Here is a 17969-nt window from a genome sequence, read left to right on the forward strand (position 1 = left end):
ACAGTGATTATAATGTAACTACTTCACCTCCTGCTGCTTCGATAGCCGCTTTTGCTGTTGCAGTAAATTTATGTACAGTTACGTTTAATTTAGCTTTTAACTCACCACCACCTAGTATTTTTACTAAATCGGTTTTACGAGCTAAGCGGTTTTCTACTAAAACCTCTAAAGTAATTGTATCTGTAATTTTTCCGTTTTCTACTAATCCCTGTAACTTATCTAAATTAACACCAACATACTCTTTACGATTAATGTTTGTGAAACCAAATTTAGGTACACGTCTTTGAAGTGGCATTTGACCTCCTTCAAATCCTATTTTACGAGAATAACCAGAACGAGATTTCTGACCGTTATGACCTCTTGTAGAGGTACCTCCATGTCCAGAACCTTCTCCACGAGCGATTCTTTTACCGCTCTTTGTAGATCCTACTGCAGGTTTTAAGTTGTGTAAACTCATCTTATATTGTCTTATTTAATTTCTTCTACAGAAACTAAGTGTGAAACTGTTTTTACCATACCCAAAATTGTAGCTGTTGCATTGTGCTCTACAGTTTGGTTTAATTTACGTAAACCTAATGCCTCTAACGTTGCTTTTTGACTTTTAAGGCGACCGATTTTACTTCTTACTTGTGTAACTTTAATTTTACTCATCGTCTTAAATTTTAACCGTTAAAAACTTTCTCTAAAGAAATACCTCTTTGCTTTGCAATAGTTGCAGCATTACGTAATTGTAATAAAGCATCAAAAGTTGCTTTAACTACGTTGTGAGGGTTTGATGATCCTTGAGATTTAGATAATACGTCTTTAATACCAACAGATTCAAGTACTGAACGTACTGCTCCACCGGCGATAACTCCCGTACCATGTGAGGCTGGCTTGATAAATACTTTCGCACCACCAAACTTACCTTTTTGTTCGTGAGGTAAGGTCCCGTCTAAAAGAGGAATACGTACTAAACTTTTCTTAGCATCTTCTATTGCTTTTGCAATTGCAGAAGCTACATCTTTAGATTTTCCTAATCCATGACCAACAACACCGTTACCATCTCCAACTATTACGATTGCAGAGAAACCAAATGCTCTACCCCCTTTAGTTACTTTGGTAACACGTTGTACACCTACTAACTTATCTACAAGCTCTAATCCGCTTGGTTTTACTCTTTCTACGTTTTTATATCCTAACATAATATAATTTCTTAAAATTTTAAACCAGCTTCTCTAGCAGCTTCAGCTAATACTTTAACTCTACCGTGGTATAAAAACCCATTTCTATCAAAAGAAATAGCTTCAAAACCTTTTGCTGCAGCTCTTTCAGCAATCGCTTTACCTACTGCAGTAGCAGCTTCTGATTTAGAACCAGATGTAATTTCTTTATCTCTTGATGATGCAGATGCTAATGTTACACCAGTAACGTCATCAATTAATTGAGCATAAATTTCTTTGTTACTTCTAAAAACTGACAACCTAGGTTTAACAGCTGTTCCAGTAATAACTTTTCTAATTCTATACTTTATTCGTTGTCTTCTTTCAAGCTTTGATAATGCCATAATAATTTCTCTTATTTATTATGCAGATTTACCTGCTTTTCTTCTTAATATCTCTCCTACAAACTTAATACCTTTCCCTTTATATGGCTCTGGAGCACGGAAAGAACGGATTTTAGCCGCAACTTGACCAACTAATTGTTTGTCAAATGAAGATAACTTAATGATTGGGTTTTTACCTTTGTCAGATACTGTTTCAACCTTTACTTCAGGAGCTAAGTTTAAAACAATGTTATGAGAAAAACCTAAAGCTAAATCTAATTTTTGCCCTTGGTTAGATGCTCTATAACCTACACCAACTAATTCTAATTCCTTAGTATAACCCTTAGTAACACCTTCAATCATATTACTGATTAAAGCACGATATAAACCGTGTGCTGCTCTATGATCTTTACTATCTGATGCTCTTTTAACTCTTAAAACACCATCTTCAATTTCTGCAGTAATTTCAGATTTTAACTCTTGAGTTAATTCTCCTAGTTTACCTTTTACTGTAACCACATTTCCGTCTACTTTAACTTCAACACCTTGTGGTAATGCGATTGGATTTTTTCCTATTCTACTCATTGTACAAAGTGATTAATAAACGTAACATAATACTTCTCCACCAACATTTTCTTGTTTAGCTTTCTTGTTTGTCATTACACCTTTAGATGTAGAAACAATAGCAATACCTAAACCGTTTAATACTCTTGGCATCTCTTTAGAGCCAACGTATTTACGTAAACCTGGTGTTGAAATTCTTTGAATCTTTCTGATTACTGATTCTTTCGTGTCTCTGTCGTATTTTAAAGCAATCTTAATTGTTCCCTGAACTTTATCGTCATTGAACTGATAACTTAAAACATAACCTTGATCGAACAAAATTTTCGTCATTTCCTTCTTCAGTTTTGAAGCAGGAATCTCAACTACTCGATGATTTGCTGCAATAGCATTTCTCACTCGAGTAAGAAAATCCGCAATTGGATCTGTATACATAATTAATTAAATTGAGGTTTTGGTATTCGATAATTATTATAATTATCAAACCTGAAACCAGTTAATATTCTTTTTTTGCTTTTTCTGGTGAATCTCATAAGCATTATACTATTTACTAGTATTTACCTACAAGGCATAATTCATCCTATAAAAACAGAATGCAAATATACATAAACTTTTGTAAAATAGAACCTTTTTAAGACTTATCATTTTGAGTCTTAATTTATTGGCTATTAATGTGTTTATTTTTTTCATAGAAAGACAATTAAAACAGCAAAAAAAAATAGGTAAAAACAAAAAAGGTATACAACTGTTAAAAGTTGTATACCTTATGTTTATGTATAAAAAGTGCTGTTTACCAGCTTGCCTTCTTAACTCCTGGAATTAATCCTTGGTTAGCCATTTCACGGAAAGTAACACGTGAAACTCCGAACTGACGCATATATCCTTTAGGACGTCCTGTTAATTTACAACGATTGTGCATTCTAACTGGTGATGCATTCTTTGGTAACTTTTGTAATCCTTCGTAGTCTCCAGCTTCTTTTAAAGCTTTTCTCTTCTCTGCATACTTAGCTACCACTTTAGCTCTTTTGCGCTCACGCGCTTTCATTGATTCTTTAGCCATCTTTTAGTTCTTTTTAAATGGTAAACCTAATTCAGTTAATAATGATTTAGCTTCTTTATCAGTGTTTGCAGATGTTACAAAAGTAATATCCATACCACTAATTTTTTTTACTTGATCAATATTAATTTCAGGGTAAATGATTTGTTCAGTAATTCCTAAATTGTAATTACCTCTACCATCAAAACCATTCGCTTTAATTCCGTTAAAATCTCTTACACGTGGTAAAGAAGCCGTAACTAATCTATCTAAAAATTCGTACATTTTAACTCCTCTTAACGTAACTTTCACACCAATTGGCATTCCTTTACGTAATTTAAAGTTTGCAACATCTTTCTTAGATATAGTTGAAACTGCTTTTTGACCTGTAATTGTACTTAACTCGTCAATAGCGTATTCTATTAATTTCTTATCTGCTATAGCTGCACCAACACCTTTATTTACAACAATTTTTTGTAACTTAGGTACTTGCATTATATTACTATAACCGAATTCTTCAGTAAGAGCTTTTATAACTCTGCTCTTGTACTCCTCTTTTAATCTTGGTACGTAACTCATTGTTATATTGCTTTATCTGATTTCTTTGAAAATCTAATTTTCTTATCTCCCTCTACTTTATAACCAACTTTTACAGCTTCACCATTTTCGATTAATGCTAAGTTAGATATATGTAGTGAAGCTTCTTTTTTTACAATTCCTCCTTGAGGACTAGCAGCACTTGGTTTAGTGTGTTTAGACACCATATTAACTCCTTCTACTAACACTCTATCCTTATCTCTAAGAATTTGTAAAACTTTACCTTCCGATCCTTTATGATCTCCTGCTAATACTTTAACAGTATCTCCTGATTTGATTTTGAACTTCTTCATCTTAATGTCGATTTAAAGCACTTCAGGTGCTAATGATACTATCTTCATAAATTGCTTATCACGTAATTCACGGGCAACAGGACCAAATACACGTGTTCCTCTCATCTCCTCTGTAGGATTTAAAAGTACACAAGCATTATCATCAAATCTGATATATGATCCGTCCTTACGTCTAATTTCCTTTTTAGTACGAACAACAACTGCACGAGATACTTGACCTTTTTTTACACTTCCGTTTGGAGTTGCAGACTTTACAGTAACTACAATTTTATCTCCAACACTAGCATAACGCTTTCTTGTTCCTCCTAAAACTCTTATCACTAAAACTTCTTTTGCTCCAGTGTTATCTGCGACTCTTAATCTTGATTCTGTCTGTAACATATTATTTAGCTCTTTCTAAGATTTCTACTAATCTCCAACGTTTAGATTTACTCATAGGACGTGTTTCCATTATCCTAACTGTATCACCTTCGTTGCAGTCATTCTTCTCGTCATGTGCAACGTACTTCTTCGTCTTTAATACGAATTTACCGTACATTGGGTGCTTGGTTCTTTTTACCTCGTTAACAACAATAGATTTCTCCATTTTGTTACTAGATACTACACCTATTCTCTCTTTTCTAAGATTTCTTTTTTCCATCTTTAAAACTGACTAGAATTATTGTAATTCTCTTTTAGTTAACTCTGTAGCAATTCTTGCTACAGTTTTTCTTAAGCTTTTAATCTGCATTGGGTTTTCCAATGGAGTTATGGCGTGAGCCATCTTAAGATCCGTATAATTTTTCTTTAACGTTACTAACCTTCCTTGTAAGTCGGTAGTTGTTAATTCTTTAATTTCTGATTGTTTCATTCTATATAGAATTAAGCGTTAAAATCAAAATCTCTTGCGATAACAAACCTAGTTTTCACTGGAAGTTTCTGTGCTGCTAAACGTAAAGCTTCTTTTGCAACATTCATTGGCACTCCACCAACTTCAAACAAAATTCTTCCTGGTTTAATAACTGACACGAAATGATCTGGTGCACCTTTACCTTTACCCATACGTACTTCTAATGGCTTCTTGGTAATAGGTTTGTCTGGAAATATTTTAATCCAAAGCTGACCTTCTCTTTTCATATGACGAGTTGCCGCAATACGAGCTGCCTCTATTTGGCGAGATGTAAGTAAGTTCTGATCTAATGATTTGATACCAAACATTCCGTTAGAAAGTTGAGTACCTCTACCAGAGTTACCATTCATATTTCCTTTCGCCTTCTGTACCTTACGGTATTTTACTCTTTTTGGCTGTAACATTTTTAATTTCTAATTTTAAAAATTATTTTCTTCTGCGAGGTTGTTGTGGACGTTTATTACCACCACCTTTATTAGCACCACCTTTTTGTTTAGATAATCCTACTAATGGAGATAATTCGCGTTTTCCATAAACCTCACCTTTCATGATCCATACCTTAATACCTAATCTTCCGTATTGTGTATGTGCCTCAACAAGTGCGTAATCAATGTCTGCTCTAAAAGTAGAAAGAGGAATTCTTCCTTCTTTATAATGCTCAGAACGTGCCATTTCAGCTCCATTTAAACGACCAGATATTTGGATTTTAATCCCTTCTGAATTCATTCTCATTGCAGCAGTAATAGCCATTTTAGTAGCACGCTTGTAAGAAATTCTATTTTCAATTTGACGTGCAACACTTGCTGCAACTAATTTAGCATCTAATTCTGGACGCTTAATTTCAAAAATATTAATTTGAACTTCTTTTCCTGTAATTTTCTTAAGCTCTTCTTTTAACTTGTCTACCTCTTGACCTCCTTTACCAATAATGATACCTGGACGAGCAGTAGTGATAGTAACGGTTACAAGTTTAAGTGTGCGCTCAATAATTATTCTTGATACACTTGCTTTAAATAAACGAGCATTAATATACTCTCTTATTTTAAAATCTTCCGCTAATTTATCTCCGTAGTCATTTCCACCATACCAGTTAGATTCCCATCCTCTGATAATTCCTAAACGATTCCCTATTGGATTTGTTTTTTGTCCCATGTCTACTTCAATTAATTACTTTGAATATTTTTACTTCCTAACTCTAAAGTAACGTGATTAGAACGCTTACGAATTCTATGTGCACGACCTTGTGGAGCTGGTCTTAATCTTTTTAACATACCTGCGCTATCAACACAAATAGTCTTCACAAATAATCCAGCATCTTCGATACTAGCATCTTCATTCTTAGCTTGCCAGTTTGCAATTGCAGACATTAACAATTTCTCTAAGTTTCTTGATGCTTCTTTTGGACTAAATTTTAAAATTTGTAAAGCTTTTTCAACCTCTACTCCTCTTACTAGATCTGCTACCAAACGCATTTTTCTTGGTGATGTAGGACAATTAGTTATTTTAGCAAAAGCTCTTGACTTTCTTGCTTCTTTTAACTGTAATGCCATGTTATGTTTACGACTTCCCATAATTTCCTACTATTTTTTTCCTTTATTTTTTGCACCAGCGTGCCCTCTAAAAGAACGTGTTGGTGAAAATTCGCCTAATTTATGACCTACCATGTTTTCTGTAACGTAAACTGGTACAAACTGACGTCCGTTATGAACAGCAATTGTTTGCCCTACGAAATCTGGAGTAATCATACTTGCTCTTGACCAAGTTTTGATAACTGATTTACTCTCAGTTTCAACGTTAGTTAACACTTTTTTCTCTAGTTTATAGTGAACGAAAGGTCCTTTTTTTAATGATCTTGCCATGGTTTATTTCTTTCTACGTTCTATAATATACTTATTACTAGCTTTAGTTTTAGATCTAGTCTTAAACCCTTTAGCTGGAATACCGTTTCTTGATCTTGGATGTCCTCCTGAAGAACGTCCTTCACCACCACCCATTGGGTGATCAACAGGATTCATACGTACAGCATTAACTCTTGGTCTCTTACCTAACCATCTTGATCTACCTGCTTTACCAGAAACTAGTAATTGGTGATCTGAATTAGATACAACCCCGATAGTTGCCATACAAGTTAACAAGATTAATCTTGTTTCACCTGAAGGTAACTTAACTGTTGCATATTTACCATCTCTTGCCATTAATTGAGCGAATGAACCAGCAGAACGAGCCATAACAGCTCCTTGACCTGGATGTAACTCAATACAAGAAATTGTAGTTCCTAAAGGAATTTCGCTTAAGTACATAGCATTTCCAATTTCTGGAGCTAAGTTCTTACCTGAAACGATTACCTGACCTACTGTTAAACCGTTTTGTGCAATTACATAACGCTTTTCACCATCAGCATAACTAAGTAAAGCAATAAATGCAGTACGATTTGGATCGTACTCTATAGTTTTTACTGTTGCAGGGATACCTTGTTTATCTCTTTTAAAATCGATAATACGGTATTTTTGTTTATGACCTCCACCGATGTTACGTGTAGTCATTCTACCCTGGTTGTTTCGACCTCCAGATCGTTTTTTCGGAGCAAGTAAACTTTTCTCCGGCTTATCAGTTGTTATGGTGTCGAACCCATTTACAACTCTAAAACGCTGACCTGGTGTTATTGGTTTTAATTTTCTAACTGACATTTTGTCTTTTCTTAAAGATTGTTATAAAAATCAATAGTTTCTCCTTCAGATACCTGAACGATCGCTTTTTTGTATCCACTTGTTATTCCTGTAACTAAACCTTTCTTAGTATGCTTAGTTTTTCTTTTAAGAGGATAATTCATTGTCTTAACAGACTTTATTGCTACACCATAAGTTGCTTCAACAGCACCTTTGATTTCCAATTTATTAGCTTTACTGTTTACAACAAATGCATAACGGTTATTCACCTCACTATCATTTGTCGCTTTTTCCGTAATAATAGGTTTTATTAAAATACTCATTTCTTTGCCTATTTACTTAAGTTAGATTGAATTCCTTCTAAAGTGCTTTCAGAAATAATTACTTTCTTAGCGTCTAAAACACTGTATGTAATAACTCCTGTAGCATTTACTACTTTAGTTTCTTTTATGTTACGAGATGATAAGTAAACATTGTCACTAGCTTCTCCTAATATAAATAAAGACTTTTTAGAGTCTAATTCTAAAGCTTTTAAAACATTGATAAATTCTTTAGTTTTTGGAGTTTCAAAATTAAAATCTTCAACAACAACTATATTATTATCTTTTGCTTGTATACTTAAAGCTGACTTACGTGCTAAACGCTTTAAGTTCTTATTTAACTTGAAAGAGTAGCTTCTTGGTCTTGGTCCAAACATACGTCCACCACCTCTGAAAACTCCAGATTTGATAGAACCAGCACGTGCAGTACCTGTTCCTTTCTGCTTCTTAATCTTTCTTGTACTACCAGCTATCTCTGCTCTTTCTTTAGACTTGTGAGTTCCTTGTCTTTGATTAGCCAAGTACTGCTTTACATCTAAATAAATTGCGTGATCATTTGGTTCAATACCGAATACCTCGTTAGAAAGTTCAACTTTTCTACCGGTATCTTTTCCTGTAATATCTAAAACTGCTACTTTCATTATTTTTCGATAGTTACAAAAGTATTCTTGTGACCAGGAATTGCTCCCTTTACTACGATAAGATTCTTATCAGCAACCACTTTTAATACTTTTAAATTTTGAACTTTTACTTTGTCTCCACCCATACGACCTGCCATACGCATTCCTTTGAATACTCTTGCAGGATATGATGCAGCACCAATCGAACCAGGAGCTCTTAAACGGTTATGTTGACCGTGAGTTGCTTGACCAACACCGGCAAATCCATGACGTTTAACAACACCTTGAAAACCTTTACCTTTTGAAACCCCAGAAACATCTACGAATTCTCCTTCAGTAAAGTGCTCAACAGTAATTGAATCACCTAATTTATACTCTCCGTCAAATCCTTGAAATTCAATGACTTTTTTCTTAGCAGATGTACCAGCTTTTTTAAAGTGTCCATCTAAAGCTTTATTCGAGCTTTTTGCTTTTTTGTCATCGAAACCAAGTTGTACCGCACTATAGCCGTCTACCTCTTCGGTTCTGACTTGGGTAACCACGCATGGCCCTGCTTCGATTACTGTACAAGGAATATTCTTCCCGTTTGCATCGAATAAGCTGGTCATACCTACTTTTCTACCTATTAACCCAGACATATTTGTTAATTTTAAGACGATAGATTTTTATCCAGCGCGTCTATTAATAATAATTATTTGAAACAAATGTTTCAGTTTTCCTTTTAAATTTAACGTAAAAAAAAGAGCGAAAAACATCTTCACTCTGAATTTGTTTTTACCATTTTTCCTTCGCGAAACCCTCAGGACATGTTAAACTCTGATTAAAACCAGAATTTTTACACCACGAAACCTAGATTTCGGTGTGCAAAAGTATAAAAAACTTTCGGTTTAACAAAATTAAACCGAAAGTTAGTCATTTACTTATACTTTAATTTCAACTTCAACTCCACTAGGTAACTCAAGTTTCATTAAAGCATCAATAGTTTTCGAAGAAGAACTATAGATATCTAATAATCTTTTGTAAGCAGATAATTGAAATTGCTCTCTAGATTTTTTGTTTACGTGTGGTGAACGTAATACAGTAAAAATCTTTTTATTTGTTGGTAAAGGAATTGGTCCGTTTACTACAGCTCCAGTTGACTTTACTGTCTTTACGATTTTTTCAGCAGATTTATCTACTAAGTTGTAATCGTAAGATTTTAATTTAATTCTAATTTTTTGGCTCATCTTAATATCTTATTAACCTTTAGATTTTGCAATTACATCCTCAGAAACGTTTGATGGAGTTTCAGTATAGTGAGAAAATTCCATAGTAGAAGTAGCTCTACCAGAAGACATAGTTCTTAAAGCAGTAACATACCCGAACATTTCAGATAATGGTACTAATGCTTTTACAACTTTAGCTCCAGCACGATCACTCATATCGTTAACCTGACCTCTTCTTCTATTTAAATCTCCTACGATATCTCCCATATTTTCTTCAGGAGTTAATACTTCAACCTTCATTAATGGCTCCATAATTCTGGCTTTAGCAGCTTTAGAAGCAGCTTTATAACCCATTTTTGCAGCTAACTCAAAAGATAATGCATCAGAATCCACAGGGTGGAAAGATCCATCTCTTAAAGTTACTTTCATTGAATCCATTTCATATCCTGCTAAAGGACCGTTCTTCATAGCTTCTTTGAATCCTTTCTCTACAGAAGGAATAAACTCTTTAGGAACGTTACCCCCTTTAATTACAGATTTAAATTGTAAACCTTGAACACCTTCATCAGCTGGCTCCATAGTAAATGCAATATCAGCAAACTTACCACGACCACCAGATTGTTTCTTATAAACTTCTCTATGTTCCGCAACAGCTGTAATAGCTTCTTTGTATTCTACTTGTGGCTGACCTTCGTTAACTTCTACTTTGAATTCACGTTTTAAACGATCAACAATAATATCTAAGTGTAACTCACCCATTCCAGAAATAATAGTCTGTCCTGAAGCTTCATCTGTTCTTACTGTAAATGTAGGATCTTCTTCTGCTAACTTAGCTAAAGACATTCCTAATTTATCAACATCTGCTTTAGTTTTAGGCTCAACCGCGATACCAATTACTGGATCAGGGAAGTCCATCGATTCTAAAACAATAGGATGCTTTTCATCAGATAAAGTATCTCCTGTTTTAATAGATTTAAATCCTACTGCAGCACCAATATCTCCTGCTTCGATATAATCGATAGCATTTTGCTTATTAGCATGCATTTGATAGATCCGTGAAATACGTTCTTTTTTACCTGAGCGGTTATTTAAAACGTAAGAACCTGCATTTAAACGACCAGAATATGCTCTAAAAAAGGCTAAACGACCAACGAAAGGATCTGTTGCTATTTTAAATGCTAAAGCAGCAAATGGCTCCTTTACATCTGGCTTTCTTCTCTCTTCTTTATCTGTGTCTGGATTTACACCTATAACAGCTTCCTTATCCATTGGTGAAGGTAAATAACGACATACAGCATCTAATAAGAACTGAACACCTTTATTTTTAAACGCTGATCCACAAATCATAGGAATGATAGACATATCCATTACTGCAGCACGAAGCGCAGCATGCACTTCATCTTCAGTAATTGAATTTTCATCTTCCATGTATTTTTCTAAAAGATTCTCATCATAAGCAGCAACTTCTTCAATAAGTTTACCACGTAATTCAGCAGCCTCTTCTTTTAAATCTTCTGGAATATCAATGATATCAAATGTAGCTCCTTGAGTTTCATCATGCCATACGATAGCACGGTTCTTCACTAAATCTACAATACCTTTAAAATCATCTTCATCACCAATGTTCATTACAATTGGCACTGCATTTGACTTTAACATGTCCTTAACTTGCTGACATACTGCCATAAAATTAGATCCTTGACGGTCCATTTTATTAACAAATCCAATACGTGGTACTTTATAATTATCAGCAAGTCTCCAGTTAGTTTCAGATTGAGGCTCAACACCATCAACTGCACTAAATAAGAAAACTAATCCATCAAGTACTCTTAATGAACGATTTACTTCAACTGTAAAATCAACGTGACCTGGAGTATCAATAATATTAAAGTGATATCCTTTGGTTTCATCAGTTGGTTCTCCATTATTCAAAGGAAACTTCCACTCACAAGTAGTTGCAGCAGAAGTAATTGTAATACCTCTTTCTTGCTCTTGCTCCATCCAATCCATAGTTGCGGCACCATCATGTACCTCACCTATTTTATGACTAACACCTGTATAATACAATACACGTTCTGTAGTAGTGGTTTTACCTGCATCAATATGAGCAGCAATTCCAATATTTCTAGTAAATTTTAAATCTCTAGCCATTTCTTAGAATCTAAAGTGTGAGAATGCTTTGTTAGCTTCGGCCATTTTATGCGTATCTGTACGCTTTTTAACAGCTGCCCCTTCTTCTTTAGCTGCTGCTAAAATTTCAGCGGCTAAACGTTGTGCCATTGTTTTCTCATTACGCTTACGCGTATAAGTAATCATCCATTTAATTGCCATAGACACTTTACGGTCTGGGCGAATTTGCATTGGAATTTGGAATGTTGCTCCACCAACACGACGAGAACGAACCTCTACATGTGGCATTACATTTGACAAACCATCTTTCCAAACTTCTAAGGCTGATTTTTCTTCGTCAGTCTTTTTTTCGTTTACGATATCCATTGCATCGTAAAATACTTTAAAAGCTACAGATTTTTTACCATCCCACATTAAGTTGTTTACAAAACGTGTTACCAATTGGTCATTAAACCTTGGATCTGGTAAAAGAACTCTTTTTTTCGCTTTTCTTTTTCTCATGTCTTTACATTAAAAAAGTTAATTGATTAATTTTACTTCTTTGGGCGTTTTGCACCGTATTTAGACCTACGTTGGGTTCTACCCTCAACTCCTGCAGTATCTAGCGCACCACGAACTACGTGATACTTAACACCTGGCAAATCTTTTACCCTTCCACCTCTAACTAATACTATCGAGTGCTCTTGCAAGTTGTGTCCTTCACCTGGGATATACGCGTTAATTTCGTTACCATTTGTTAATCTAACCCTTGCAACCTTTCTCATCGCTGAGTTAGGTTTCTTAGGTGTAGTGGTATACACACGCGTACAAACTCCACGTCTCTGAGGACAAGCTTGTAATGCAGCCGATTTACTCTTCTTAGTTATTTTGGTTCTTCCTTTACGAACTAATTGTTGAATAGTTGGCATACTATTATTACTTGTTTTTAATTTGTACTAACATTACTCTTTTCAAAAGAGTGTGCAAATGTACAATTAATTTCTAACTATTCAAATATCAATGAATTATTTTAAAAAAGAACTTAATAAAGTCTTTCATCAGCAAATCACTTATTTTTAAAACCCAGACATACTATTATAAGACAACATACTTTACAAATTTCACGAAAAACCAACACCAACCTTAAAATACTCTTAACATATTAAATTAATTATATTTTTTACGTTAAAAAGTTGTCATTTTAATATAAATTCATGAATTTAGCGGTTAATTAATTCAAATAATTACACAATGAAAACAAAGTTTAATGGGATTTTAACGCTGTTTCTAGCGTTAATTGTGCAAATTTCCTTTGCACAAGACAGAACAATTTCGGGAACTGTTACTGATGAAACTGGTCCACTACCAGGCGTTAGTATTCTGAAAAAAGGTACTACACTTGGTGTAGAAACAGATTTCAATGGGAAATACTCAATCAAAGCTAAAACTGGTGATGTTTTAGTATTTAATTTTGTAGGAATGAAGAGTGTTGAAAAAACTGTTGATACCTCAATAGCTATTAACATTACTATGGTTAGTGACAATGTTTTAGACGAGATTGTTGTTACTGCCTTAGGTATATCTAGAGACAAAAAATCATTAGGTTATTCAACTCAAGAAGTTAAAGGCGAGGCACTTACAACAAATAAGAGTGGTAACTTTGTTAACGCACTATCTGGTAAAGCCTCTGGTATTCAAATCAGGAAGAATAACAATATGGGTGGTTCTACTAACGTTGTAATACGTGGTAATGCTTCTCTTACAGGAAGTAACCAAGCCTTATTTGTTATTGATGGTGTACCAATTAGTAACGCAAACTCAAATTCAACGAGTCAAGGTAATGCTGTAGGTGGCTACTATGATTATGGTAATGCCGCTTCAGATATCAATCCTGAGGACATCGAATCTATCAATATTCTTAAAGGAGCTGCCGCTTCTGCATTATATGGATCGAGAGCTGCCAATGGTGTTATAATGATTACAACAAAAAAAGGGAAGGATTCACAAGGAATAGGTGTAACAATCAACTCTGGAATGACATTTGGTAAAATTGACAAAAGCACTTTTGCCAATTACCAAACTAAATATGGTGCTGGTTATGGACCATATTATTCTGGACCAGGTAGTCACTGGAACATTGAAGATGTAACTGGTGATGGAAATGACGACCAAGTTGCAGTATATACTGAAGATGGCTCTTATGGTGCCGCATTTGACCCCAGCTTACTTGTTTACCAATGGGATTCTTTTGACCCAGAATCTCCGAATTACAGGACTGCAACCCCTTGGGTTAACGCAAAAAATGGCCCTATTACATTTTACGAATCTCCTGTAACAATAACAAACTCTATATCTTTAGATCAATCTACTGAAAAAGGTAACTATAGAATAAATTATACTCAGTTTGATCAATCAGGGTTAATGCCAAATAGTTCGCAAAAGAAGCACAATTTCTCAATGAGTGGAAGTCTTAAAATGAATGATAAATTCACAGCCACAGCTTACGCTAACTACATAAAAACTAGCGCCAAAGGACGTAACTCTACTGGATATGGCGACAACATAAATTCGATGTTTAGACAATGGTGGCAAACAAACGTTGACTTAAAACAACAAAAAGACAGCTATTTCGCTACAGGAAGAAATGTAACATGGAATCCAAAGACCTCAAAAGCTGGATCTGTTCCAATATTTTGGGACAACCCTTATTGGGCAAGATATGAAAACTACCAAAGTGACTCTAGAGATCGTTTTGTAGGTAATGTTTCATTAAACTATGAAATAAATGACTGGCTAAATGTAACTGGTAGAATTGCTACTGATACTTATAATGAAATACAAGAAGAAAGAAGAGCTAACGGTAGTGTTGCTTCAGCATTTGGAGTAAGTCGAGGAAATGTAGATTCTGGATATGGTAGAAGAAATATCTCAAACACTGAAACTAATTATGACTTAATGTTTAATCTTGACAAAGATTTAACTGAAAAAATAAACTTAAAAGCTATAGTAGGTACAAACATTAGACGAAACACTTTTAAATCTATTTATTCTTCAACTGCAGGTGGGCTGAGTGTCCCTAAGCTTTATTCTTTACAAAACAGTGGAGGTCCTTTACCTTTAGCTATCGAAAGAGACGAACGAATTGGGGTAGACGGTATATACGGTAGTGCTTCTTTTGGTTATAACGACACTTTCTTTATAGATGCGACAGTAAGAAGAGACCATTCTTCTACTTTACCGAAAGACAACAGTTCATTCATCTACCCTTCTTTTGCAGGTAGTTTTGTATTCTCTAAATTAACTAATTTTGATTGGTTATCTTTTGGTAAATTAAGAGCCAACTATGCTGAAGTAGGTAATAGTGCTCCTTTTGATTTTTTATATGACACTTACGATGTAAATATTCCTCCAGGAACATCAAGTACATCTGTAGATAACACAAAAAAGAACCCAAATTTAAAACCTGAAAGAACAAAAAGTTTTGAAATTGGTTTAGATATGAAATTATTAAAAAATCGTTTAGGCTTCGATATAGCTTATTACAAAACTAATTCTGTAGATCAGATTGTAAGAGTTCCCGTATCAACAGCTTCAGGTTACTTAAACAAAGTACTAAATGCTGGAGAAATCGAGAATAAAGGTATAGAATTATCTTTAACAGGTACACCTATAAAAACTGATAATTTTACTTGGAATACTAATGTAAATTGGTCTAAAAACAAAAGTAAAGTTCTTTCATTAGAAGATGGAATTACTAATTTACAGTTAGGTTCTTTTCAAGGTGGAGTAACTATTAACGCAACAGTAGGTCAACCGTACGGTGTTATTCAAGGTACAGATTACACGTATTTAGATGGAGAAAAGGTTGTTGATGCAGCAACTGGTCAGTATGTTAAATCAACTACTTCTGATAAAGTAATTGGAGATACTAACCCTGATTGGTTAATGGGTATTTCAAACAACTTTAAGTATAAAAATTTCTCTTTAAGTTTCTTGATTGATATTCAAAAAGGAGGTAGTATTTTCTCTTTAGATCAATATTATGGTTTAGCAACAGGTTTGTATGCTGAAACGGCTTACACTAATGACTTAGGAAACCCTGTAAGAAATCCATTAGTATTTAATCAATATGATACAGATGGAGCAGGAATACCTTCAGCTGGTTATGTAGCTACAAGTGGTGGTTTTATTAACTCTGGCGTTAATGCTGATGGCTCTGTAAATACCACTCGTATTAGAGCTGATAGATTTGGGGCTTTTGGATACAGAAGAGGATTACCTAATTCGGCTTTTGTTTATGACGCTAGTTATGTCAAATTAAGAGAGGTTGCTATTACATATAACTTCACAAAAGAATTATTAAATAACACTTTCTTAACAGGTGGTTCAATTAGCTTTACTGGTTCTAACTTATGGATAATACACAAGAACCTTCCACACGCTGATCCAGAATCTGGTTTATCAGCAGGTAACTTACAAGGATATTCTGTAGGATCTCTTCCTACAACAAGAGATTTTGGATTTAACGTTAAATTACAATTCTAAAAAAAAAACACAATGAAAAAAATACTAATTTTAGTAGCAGCAATATTTATTGCTTCTTGTTCTGACAATTTAGAAAGTCTAAATCAGAACATAAAAGACCCTGCCACTGTACCTGGAGAAAGCTTATTCTCTGGAGCACAAAAGGCATTAGCGGATCAAGTTGTTGATCTAAACGTCAACAATAACAACACAAAACTATGGTCGCAGTTTCTTCAGGAAACAACGTATACAGACGAGAGTAACTACGATCAATTGACTCGAAATATTCCTCAACAACATTGGGATATATTATTTAAAGATGTATTAAAAGATTTAAATGAGGCTGAAAAAGTTATTACAGCAACAAATTACACAACTTCTGATTTGAATGCTTTAAAACCTAATAAACTAGCTATTATTGAAATTTTAAATGTTTACACTTATGCGCTATTAGTTGAAACTTTTGGAAATGTACCATATACAGAAGCTTTAGACATTGACAACCCATTACCAAAGTATGATGATGGATTAACAGTGTATAAAGATCTAATTGTTCGTTTAACAACTGCAATTAACTCACTAGATACTAGTTTAGGTAGTTATCGTACAGCAGATAATGTTTACGATGGAGATGTAACAAAATGGAAAAAATTCGCAGCTTCTTTAAAATTAAGAATGGGTATTTTACTATCTGACGTAGACAATACATTAGCAAAATCTACCGTTGAATCAGCAATTGCTACTGGTATTTTCACAAGTAATACTGATAATGCCGATTTCACCTACTATTCTGCGGATCCAAACACAAACCCTATTCATGACAACTTAGTATTAAGTGGTAGAAGTGATTTTGTTGCTGCAAAAACTATTATAGAAATAATGCAACCAAGACTTTATGAATATTTGACAGATACTAACGAAGACGGAACAATAGACACAAAAGATGCTGCAACAGTTGTCCCAGGATCTGTAACATTTACAGACCCTAGAATGGCTTATTATTTTGACTCAAATATAGACGCTGATCCCTCAGTAAGCCAAACAGTATATTTAGGTGGAGGAATTGGTAGTACTGCCGGTTTTAGCAAACACTCTCATGTATCTGATTTTGTTCAAGCTGCTACCACTAAAGGAGTTCTTCTTGATTATGCAGAGGTAGAGTTTTTATTAGCTGAAGCTGCTGCTCGTACTTTTGTAGTAGGTGGTACTGCTAAAGAACATTATGATGCTGCAATTACAGCTTCTTTTGAAGACTGGGGTCTTTCTTCTGCTGATGCAGTAGGATACTTAGCTGCACCAACTGTAGATTATGCAACTGTTTTAGCTGCTAGTACTGCGACTATGCCTTGGAAAGAAGTTATTGGTAATCAAAAATGGATTGCATTATACAACCGAGGATTAGAAGCATGGACATCAATAAGACTTTTAGATTTCCCAGCAATGGCAACACCCGCCGATGCTGTTTCTGGATTTCCAAACAGATATACATACCCTGTAATCGAACAAACTTTAAACGGTAGTAACTATACTGCTGCAGCTGCAGCCATAGGAACAGATACAGCTGAACAAAAGTTGTTTTGGGATATGAATTAACTAAATAATTTTCACAATTTTTTAACGTTCT

At 34.4% G+C, this 17969-nt stretch carries 26 protein-coding genes; 2 read left to right on the plus strand and 24 right to left on the minus strand.

Annotation, left to right across the window (positions count from 1 at the left end):
• Nucleotides 1-7 precede the first annotated feature (7 nt).
• From rplO to rpsL, 24 genes are all read right to left on the minus strand, one after another.
• Nucleotides 8-457, minus strand: a complete 450-nt coding sequence (gene rplO / locus CXF68_RS19525; RefSeq protein WP_101046938.1) for a 50S ribosomal protein L15 — start codon at nt 455-457, stop codon at nt 8-10.
• 11 nt (nt 458-468) lie between these two features.
• Nucleotides 469-651 (minus strand): 50S ribosomal protein L30, encoded by a 183-nt coding sequence (rpmD, locus tag CXF68_RS19530; protein WP_028887457.1) that lies wholly within the window; start codon nt 649-651, stop codon nt 469-471.
• 11 nt (nt 652-662) lie between these two features.
• Complete coding sequence (gene rpsE, locus CXF68_RS19535) at nt 663-1187, minus strand: 30S ribosomal protein S5 (protein ID WP_101046940.1); 525 nt, start codon at nt 1185-1187, stop codon at nt 663-665.
• Between the two features lie 8 nt (nt 1188-1195).
• Nucleotides 1196-1546, minus strand: coding sequence for a 50S ribosomal protein L18 (rplR, locus tag CXF68_RS19540; protein WP_101046942.1), 351 nt, complete (start codon nt 1544-1546; stop codon nt 1196-1198).
• Nucleotides 1547-1564: 18 nt separating this feature from the next.
• Entirely contained in the window at nt 1565-2110 is a 546-nt protein-coding gene (gene rplF / locus CXF68_RS19545; protein WP_101046944.1) for a 50S ribosomal protein L6, read from the minus strand.
• A gap of 12 nt (nt 2111-2122) precedes the next feature.
• Nucleotides 2123-2521, minus strand: a complete 399-nt coding sequence (gene rpsH, locus CXF68_RS19550) for a 30S ribosomal protein S8 (RefSeq protein ID WP_028887461.1) — start codon at nt 2519-2521, stop codon at nt 2123-2125.
• 355 nt (nt 2522-2876) lie between these two features.
• A complete protein-coding gene (gene rpsN, locus CXF68_RS19555) occupies nt 2877-3146 on the minus strand; it encodes a 30S ribosomal protein S14 (protein ID WP_101046946.1) in 270 nt (89 codons plus the stop codon).
• A 3-nt stretch (nt 3147-3149) separates the two neighbouring features.
• Nucleotides 3150-3701 carry a 50S ribosomal protein L5 gene (gene rplE / locus CXF68_RS19560; protein ID WP_101046949.1) on the minus strand — a complete coding sequence of 184 codons (552 nt, stop codon included), beginning with the start codon at nt 3699-3701 and terminating at the stop codon, nt 3150-3152.
• A 2-nt stretch (nt 3702-3703) separates the two neighbouring features.
• The gene (gene rplX / locus CXF68_RS19565) at nt 3704-4012 is read right to left on the minus strand and encodes a 50S ribosomal protein L24 (protein ID WP_101046951.1); all 309 of its coding nucleotides are present in this window, start codon (nt 4010-4012) and stop codon (nt 3704-3706) included.
• A 12-nt stretch (nt 4013-4024) separates the two neighbouring features.
• Nucleotides 4025-4393: a 50S ribosomal protein L14 gene (rplN, locus tag CXF68_RS19570; RefSeq protein ID WP_028887466.1), complete on the minus strand. Its 369-nt coding sequence runs from the start codon at nt 4391-4393 to the stop codon at nt 4025-4027.
• Between the two features lies 1 nt (nt 4394).
• Complete coding sequence (rpsQ, locus tag CXF68_RS19575) at nt 4395-4652, minus strand: 30S ribosomal protein S17 (protein WP_101046953.1); 258 nt, start codon at nt 4650-4652, stop codon at nt 4395-4397.
• A gap of 18 nt (nt 4653-4670) precedes the next feature.
• Nucleotides 4671-4862, minus strand: coding sequence for a 50S ribosomal protein L29 (gene rpmC, locus CXF68_RS19580; protein ID WP_028887468.1), 192 nt, complete (start codon nt 4860-4862; stop codon nt 4671-4673).
• A gap of 11 nt (nt 4863-4873) precedes the next feature.
• Nucleotides 4874-5305: a 50S ribosomal protein L16 gene (gene rplP / locus CXF68_RS19585; protein ID WP_101046955.1), complete on the minus strand. Its 432-nt coding sequence runs from the start codon at nt 5303-5305 to the stop codon at nt 4874-4876.
• A gap of 22 nt (nt 5306-5327) precedes the next feature.
• On the minus strand, nt 5328-6053 hold the full coding sequence (gene rpsC, locus CXF68_RS19590) for a 30S ribosomal protein S3 (RefSeq protein ID WP_101046957.1): 726 nt from the start codon (nt 6051-6053) through the stop codon (nt 5328-5330).
• Nucleotides 6054-6064: 11 nt separating this feature from the next.
• Complete coding sequence (gene rplV, locus CXF68_RS19595; RefSeq protein ID WP_101046959.1) at nt 6065-6472, minus strand: 50S ribosomal protein L22; 408 nt, start codon at nt 6470-6472, stop codon at nt 6065-6067.
• 9 nt (nt 6473-6481) lie between these two features.
• Nucleotides 6482-6760 (minus strand): 30S ribosomal protein S19, encoded by a 279-nt coding sequence (gene rpsS, locus CXF68_RS19600; protein WP_028887472.1) that lies wholly within the window; start codon nt 6758-6760, stop codon nt 6482-6484.
• Between the two features lie 3 nt (nt 6761-6763).
• The gene (gene rplB / locus CXF68_RS19605) at nt 6764-7588 is read right to left on the minus strand and encodes a 50S ribosomal protein L2 (protein WP_101046961.1); all 825 of its coding nucleotides are present in this window, start codon (nt 7586-7588) and stop codon (nt 6764-6766) included.
• Between the two features lie 11 nt (nt 7589-7599).
• Complete coding sequence (rplW, locus tag CXF68_RS19610; protein WP_101046963.1) at nt 7600-7890, minus strand: 50S ribosomal protein L23; 291 nt, start codon at nt 7888-7890, stop codon at nt 7600-7602.
• An 8-nt stretch (nt 7891-7898) separates the two neighbouring features.
• Nucleotides 7899-8528 carry a 50S ribosomal protein L4 gene (gene rplD, locus CXF68_RS19615; RefSeq protein WP_101046965.1) on the minus strand — a complete coding sequence of 210 codons (630 nt, stop codon included), beginning with the start codon at nt 8526-8528 and terminating at the stop codon, nt 7899-7901.
• Nucleotides 8528-9145, minus strand: coding sequence for a 50S ribosomal protein L3 (gene rplC / locus CXF68_RS19620; protein ID WP_101046967.1), 618 nt, complete (start codon nt 9143-9145; stop codon nt 8528-8530). Before rplC ends, rplD begins: the two co-directional genes overlap by 1 nt.
• A gap of 282 nt (nt 9146-9427) precedes the next feature.
• Nucleotides 9428-9733, minus strand: a complete 306-nt coding sequence (gene rpsJ / locus CXF68_RS19625) for a 30S ribosomal protein S10 (protein ID WP_024740605.1) — start codon at nt 9731-9733, stop codon at nt 9428-9430.
• 12 nt (nt 9734-9745) lie between these two features.
• Nucleotides 9746-11863: an elongation factor G gene (gene fusA / locus CXF68_RS19630; protein WP_101046969.1), complete on the minus strand. Its 2118-nt coding sequence runs from the start codon at nt 11861-11863 to the stop codon at nt 9746-9748.
• 3 nt (nt 11864-11866) lie between these two features.
• Nucleotides 11867-12343, minus strand: coding sequence for a 30S ribosomal protein S7 (gene rpsG, locus CXF68_RS19635; RefSeq protein ID WP_028887478.1), 477 nt, complete (start codon nt 12341-12343; stop codon nt 11867-11869).
• Between the two features lie 32 nt (nt 12344-12375).
• Entirely contained in the window at nt 12376-12750 is a 375-nt protein-coding gene (gene rpsL / locus CXF68_RS19640; RefSeq protein ID WP_028887479.1) for a 30S ribosomal protein S12, read from the minus strand.
• Nucleotides 12751-13072: 322 nt separating this feature from the next.
• Here rpsL and CXF68_RS19645 point away from each other — a divergent pair, with 322 nt between their 5' ends.
• Complete coding sequence (locus CXF68_RS19645) at nt 13073-16366, plus strand: SusC/RagA family TonB-linked outer membrane protein (protein WP_101046971.1); 3294 nt, start codon at nt 13073-13075, stop codon at nt 16364-16366.
• A 12-nt stretch (nt 16367-16378) separates the two neighbouring features.
• A complete protein-coding gene (locus tag CXF68_RS19650; protein ID WP_101046973.1) occupies nt 16379-17938 on the plus strand; it encodes a SusD/RagB family nutrient-binding outer membrane lipoprotein in 1560 nt (519 codons plus the stop codon).
• Nucleotides 17939-17969: the final 31 nt, after the last annotated feature.

Origin of the sequence: Tenacibaculum sp. Bg11-29, assembly GCF_002836595.1 — a bacterium.
In the GTDB taxonomy this organism is placed as follows: domain Bacteria; phylum Bacteroidota; class Bacteroidia; order Flavobacteriales; family Flavobacteriaceae; genus Polaribacter.

Bases quoted from the DNA above. Each gene is read 5' to 3' on its own strand.
- rpsQ (WP_101046953.1), bottom strand. From the start codon at position 4,652: ATGGAAAAAAGAAATCTTAGAAAAGAGAGAATAGGTGTAGTATCTAGT.
- rpsG (WP_028887478.1), bottom strand. From the start codon at position 12,343: ATGAGAAAAAGAAAAGCGAAAAAAAGAGTTCTTTTACCAGATCCAAGG.
- rplO (WP_101046938.1), bottom strand. From the start codon at position 457: ATGAGTTTACACAACTTAAAACCTGCAGTAGGATCTACAAAGAGCGGT.
- rpsL (WP_028887479.1), bottom strand. From the start codon at position 12,750: ATGCCAACTATTCAACAATTAGTTCGTAAAGGAAGAACCAAAATAACT.
- rplF (WP_101046944.1), bottom strand. From the start codon at position 2,110: ATGAGTAGAATAGGAAAAAATCCAATCGCATTACCACAAGGTGTTGAA.
- rplN (WP_028887466.1), bottom strand. From the start codon at position 4,393: ATGTTACAGACAGAATCAAGATTAAGAGTCGCAGATAACACTGGAGCA.
- rpsS (WP_028887472.1), bottom strand. From the start codon at position 6,760: ATGGCAAGATCATTAAAAAAAGGACCTTTCGTTCACTATAAACTAGAG.
- rplP (WP_101046955.1), bottom strand. From the start codon at position 5,305: ATGTTACAGCCAAAAAGAGTAAAATACCGTAAGGTACAGAAGGCGAAA.
- rpsN (WP_101046946.1), bottom strand. From the start codon at position 3,146: ATGGCTAAAGAATCAATGAAAGCGCGTGAGCGCAAAAGAGCTAAAGTG.
- fusA (WP_101046969.1), bottom strand. From the start codon at position 11,863: ATGGCTAGAGATTTAAAATTTACTAGAAATATTGGAATTGCTGCTCAT.
- rplD (WP_101046965.1), bottom strand. From the start codon at position 8,528: ATGAAAGTAGCAGTTTTAGATATTACAGGAAAAGATACCGGTAGAAAA.
- CXF68_RS19650 (WP_101046973.1), top strand. From the start codon at position 16,379: ATGAAAAAAATACTAATTTTAGTAGCAGCAATATTTATTGCTTCTTGT.
- rpsC (WP_101046957.1), bottom strand. From the start codon at position 6,053: ATGGGACAAAAAACAAATCCAATAGGGAATCGTTTAGGAATTATCAGA.
- rplV (WP_101046959.1), bottom strand. From the start codon at position 6,472: ATGGGAAGTCGTAAACATAACATGGCATTACAGTTAAAAGAAGCAAGA.
- CXF68_RS19645 (WP_101046971.1), top strand. From the start codon at position 13,073: ATGAAAACAAAGTTTAATGGGATTTTAACGCTGTTTCTAGCGTTAATT.
- rpsJ (WP_024740605.1), bottom strand. From the start codon at position 9,733: ATGAGCCAAAAAATTAGAATTAAATTAAAATCTTACGATTACAACTTA.
- rplE (WP_101046949.1), bottom strand. From the start codon at position 3,701: ATGAGTTACGTACCAAGATTAAAAGAGGAGTACAAGAGCAGAGTTATA.
- rpmD (WP_028887457.1), bottom strand. From the start codon at position 651: ATGAGTAAAATTAAAGTTACACAAGTAAGAAGTAAAATCGGTCGCCTT.
- rplB (WP_101046961.1), bottom strand. From the start codon at position 7,588: ATGTCAGTTAGAAAATTAAAACCAATAACACCAGGTCAGCGTTTTAGA.
- rplR (WP_101046942.1), bottom strand. From the start codon at position 1,546: ATGGCATTATCAAAGCTTGAAAGAAGACAACGAATAAAGTATAGAATT.
- rplC (WP_101046967.1), bottom strand. From the start codon at position 9,145: ATGTCTGGGTTAATAGGTAGAAAAGTAGGTATGACCAGCTTATTCGAT.
- rpmC (WP_028887468.1), bottom strand. From the start codon at position 4,862: ATGAAACAATCAGAAATTAAAGAATTAACAACTACCGACTTACAAGGA.
- rpsH (WP_028887461.1), bottom strand. From the start codon at position 2,521: ATGTATACAGATCCAATTGCGGATTTTCTTACTCGAGTGAGAAATGCT.
- rplW (WP_101046963.1), bottom strand. From the start codon at position 7,890: ATGAGTATTTTAATAAAACCTATTATTACGGAAAAAGCGACAAATGAT.
- rplX (WP_101046951.1), bottom strand. From the start codon at position 4,012: ATGAAGAAGTTCAAAATCAAATCAGGAGATACTGTTAAAGTATTAGCA.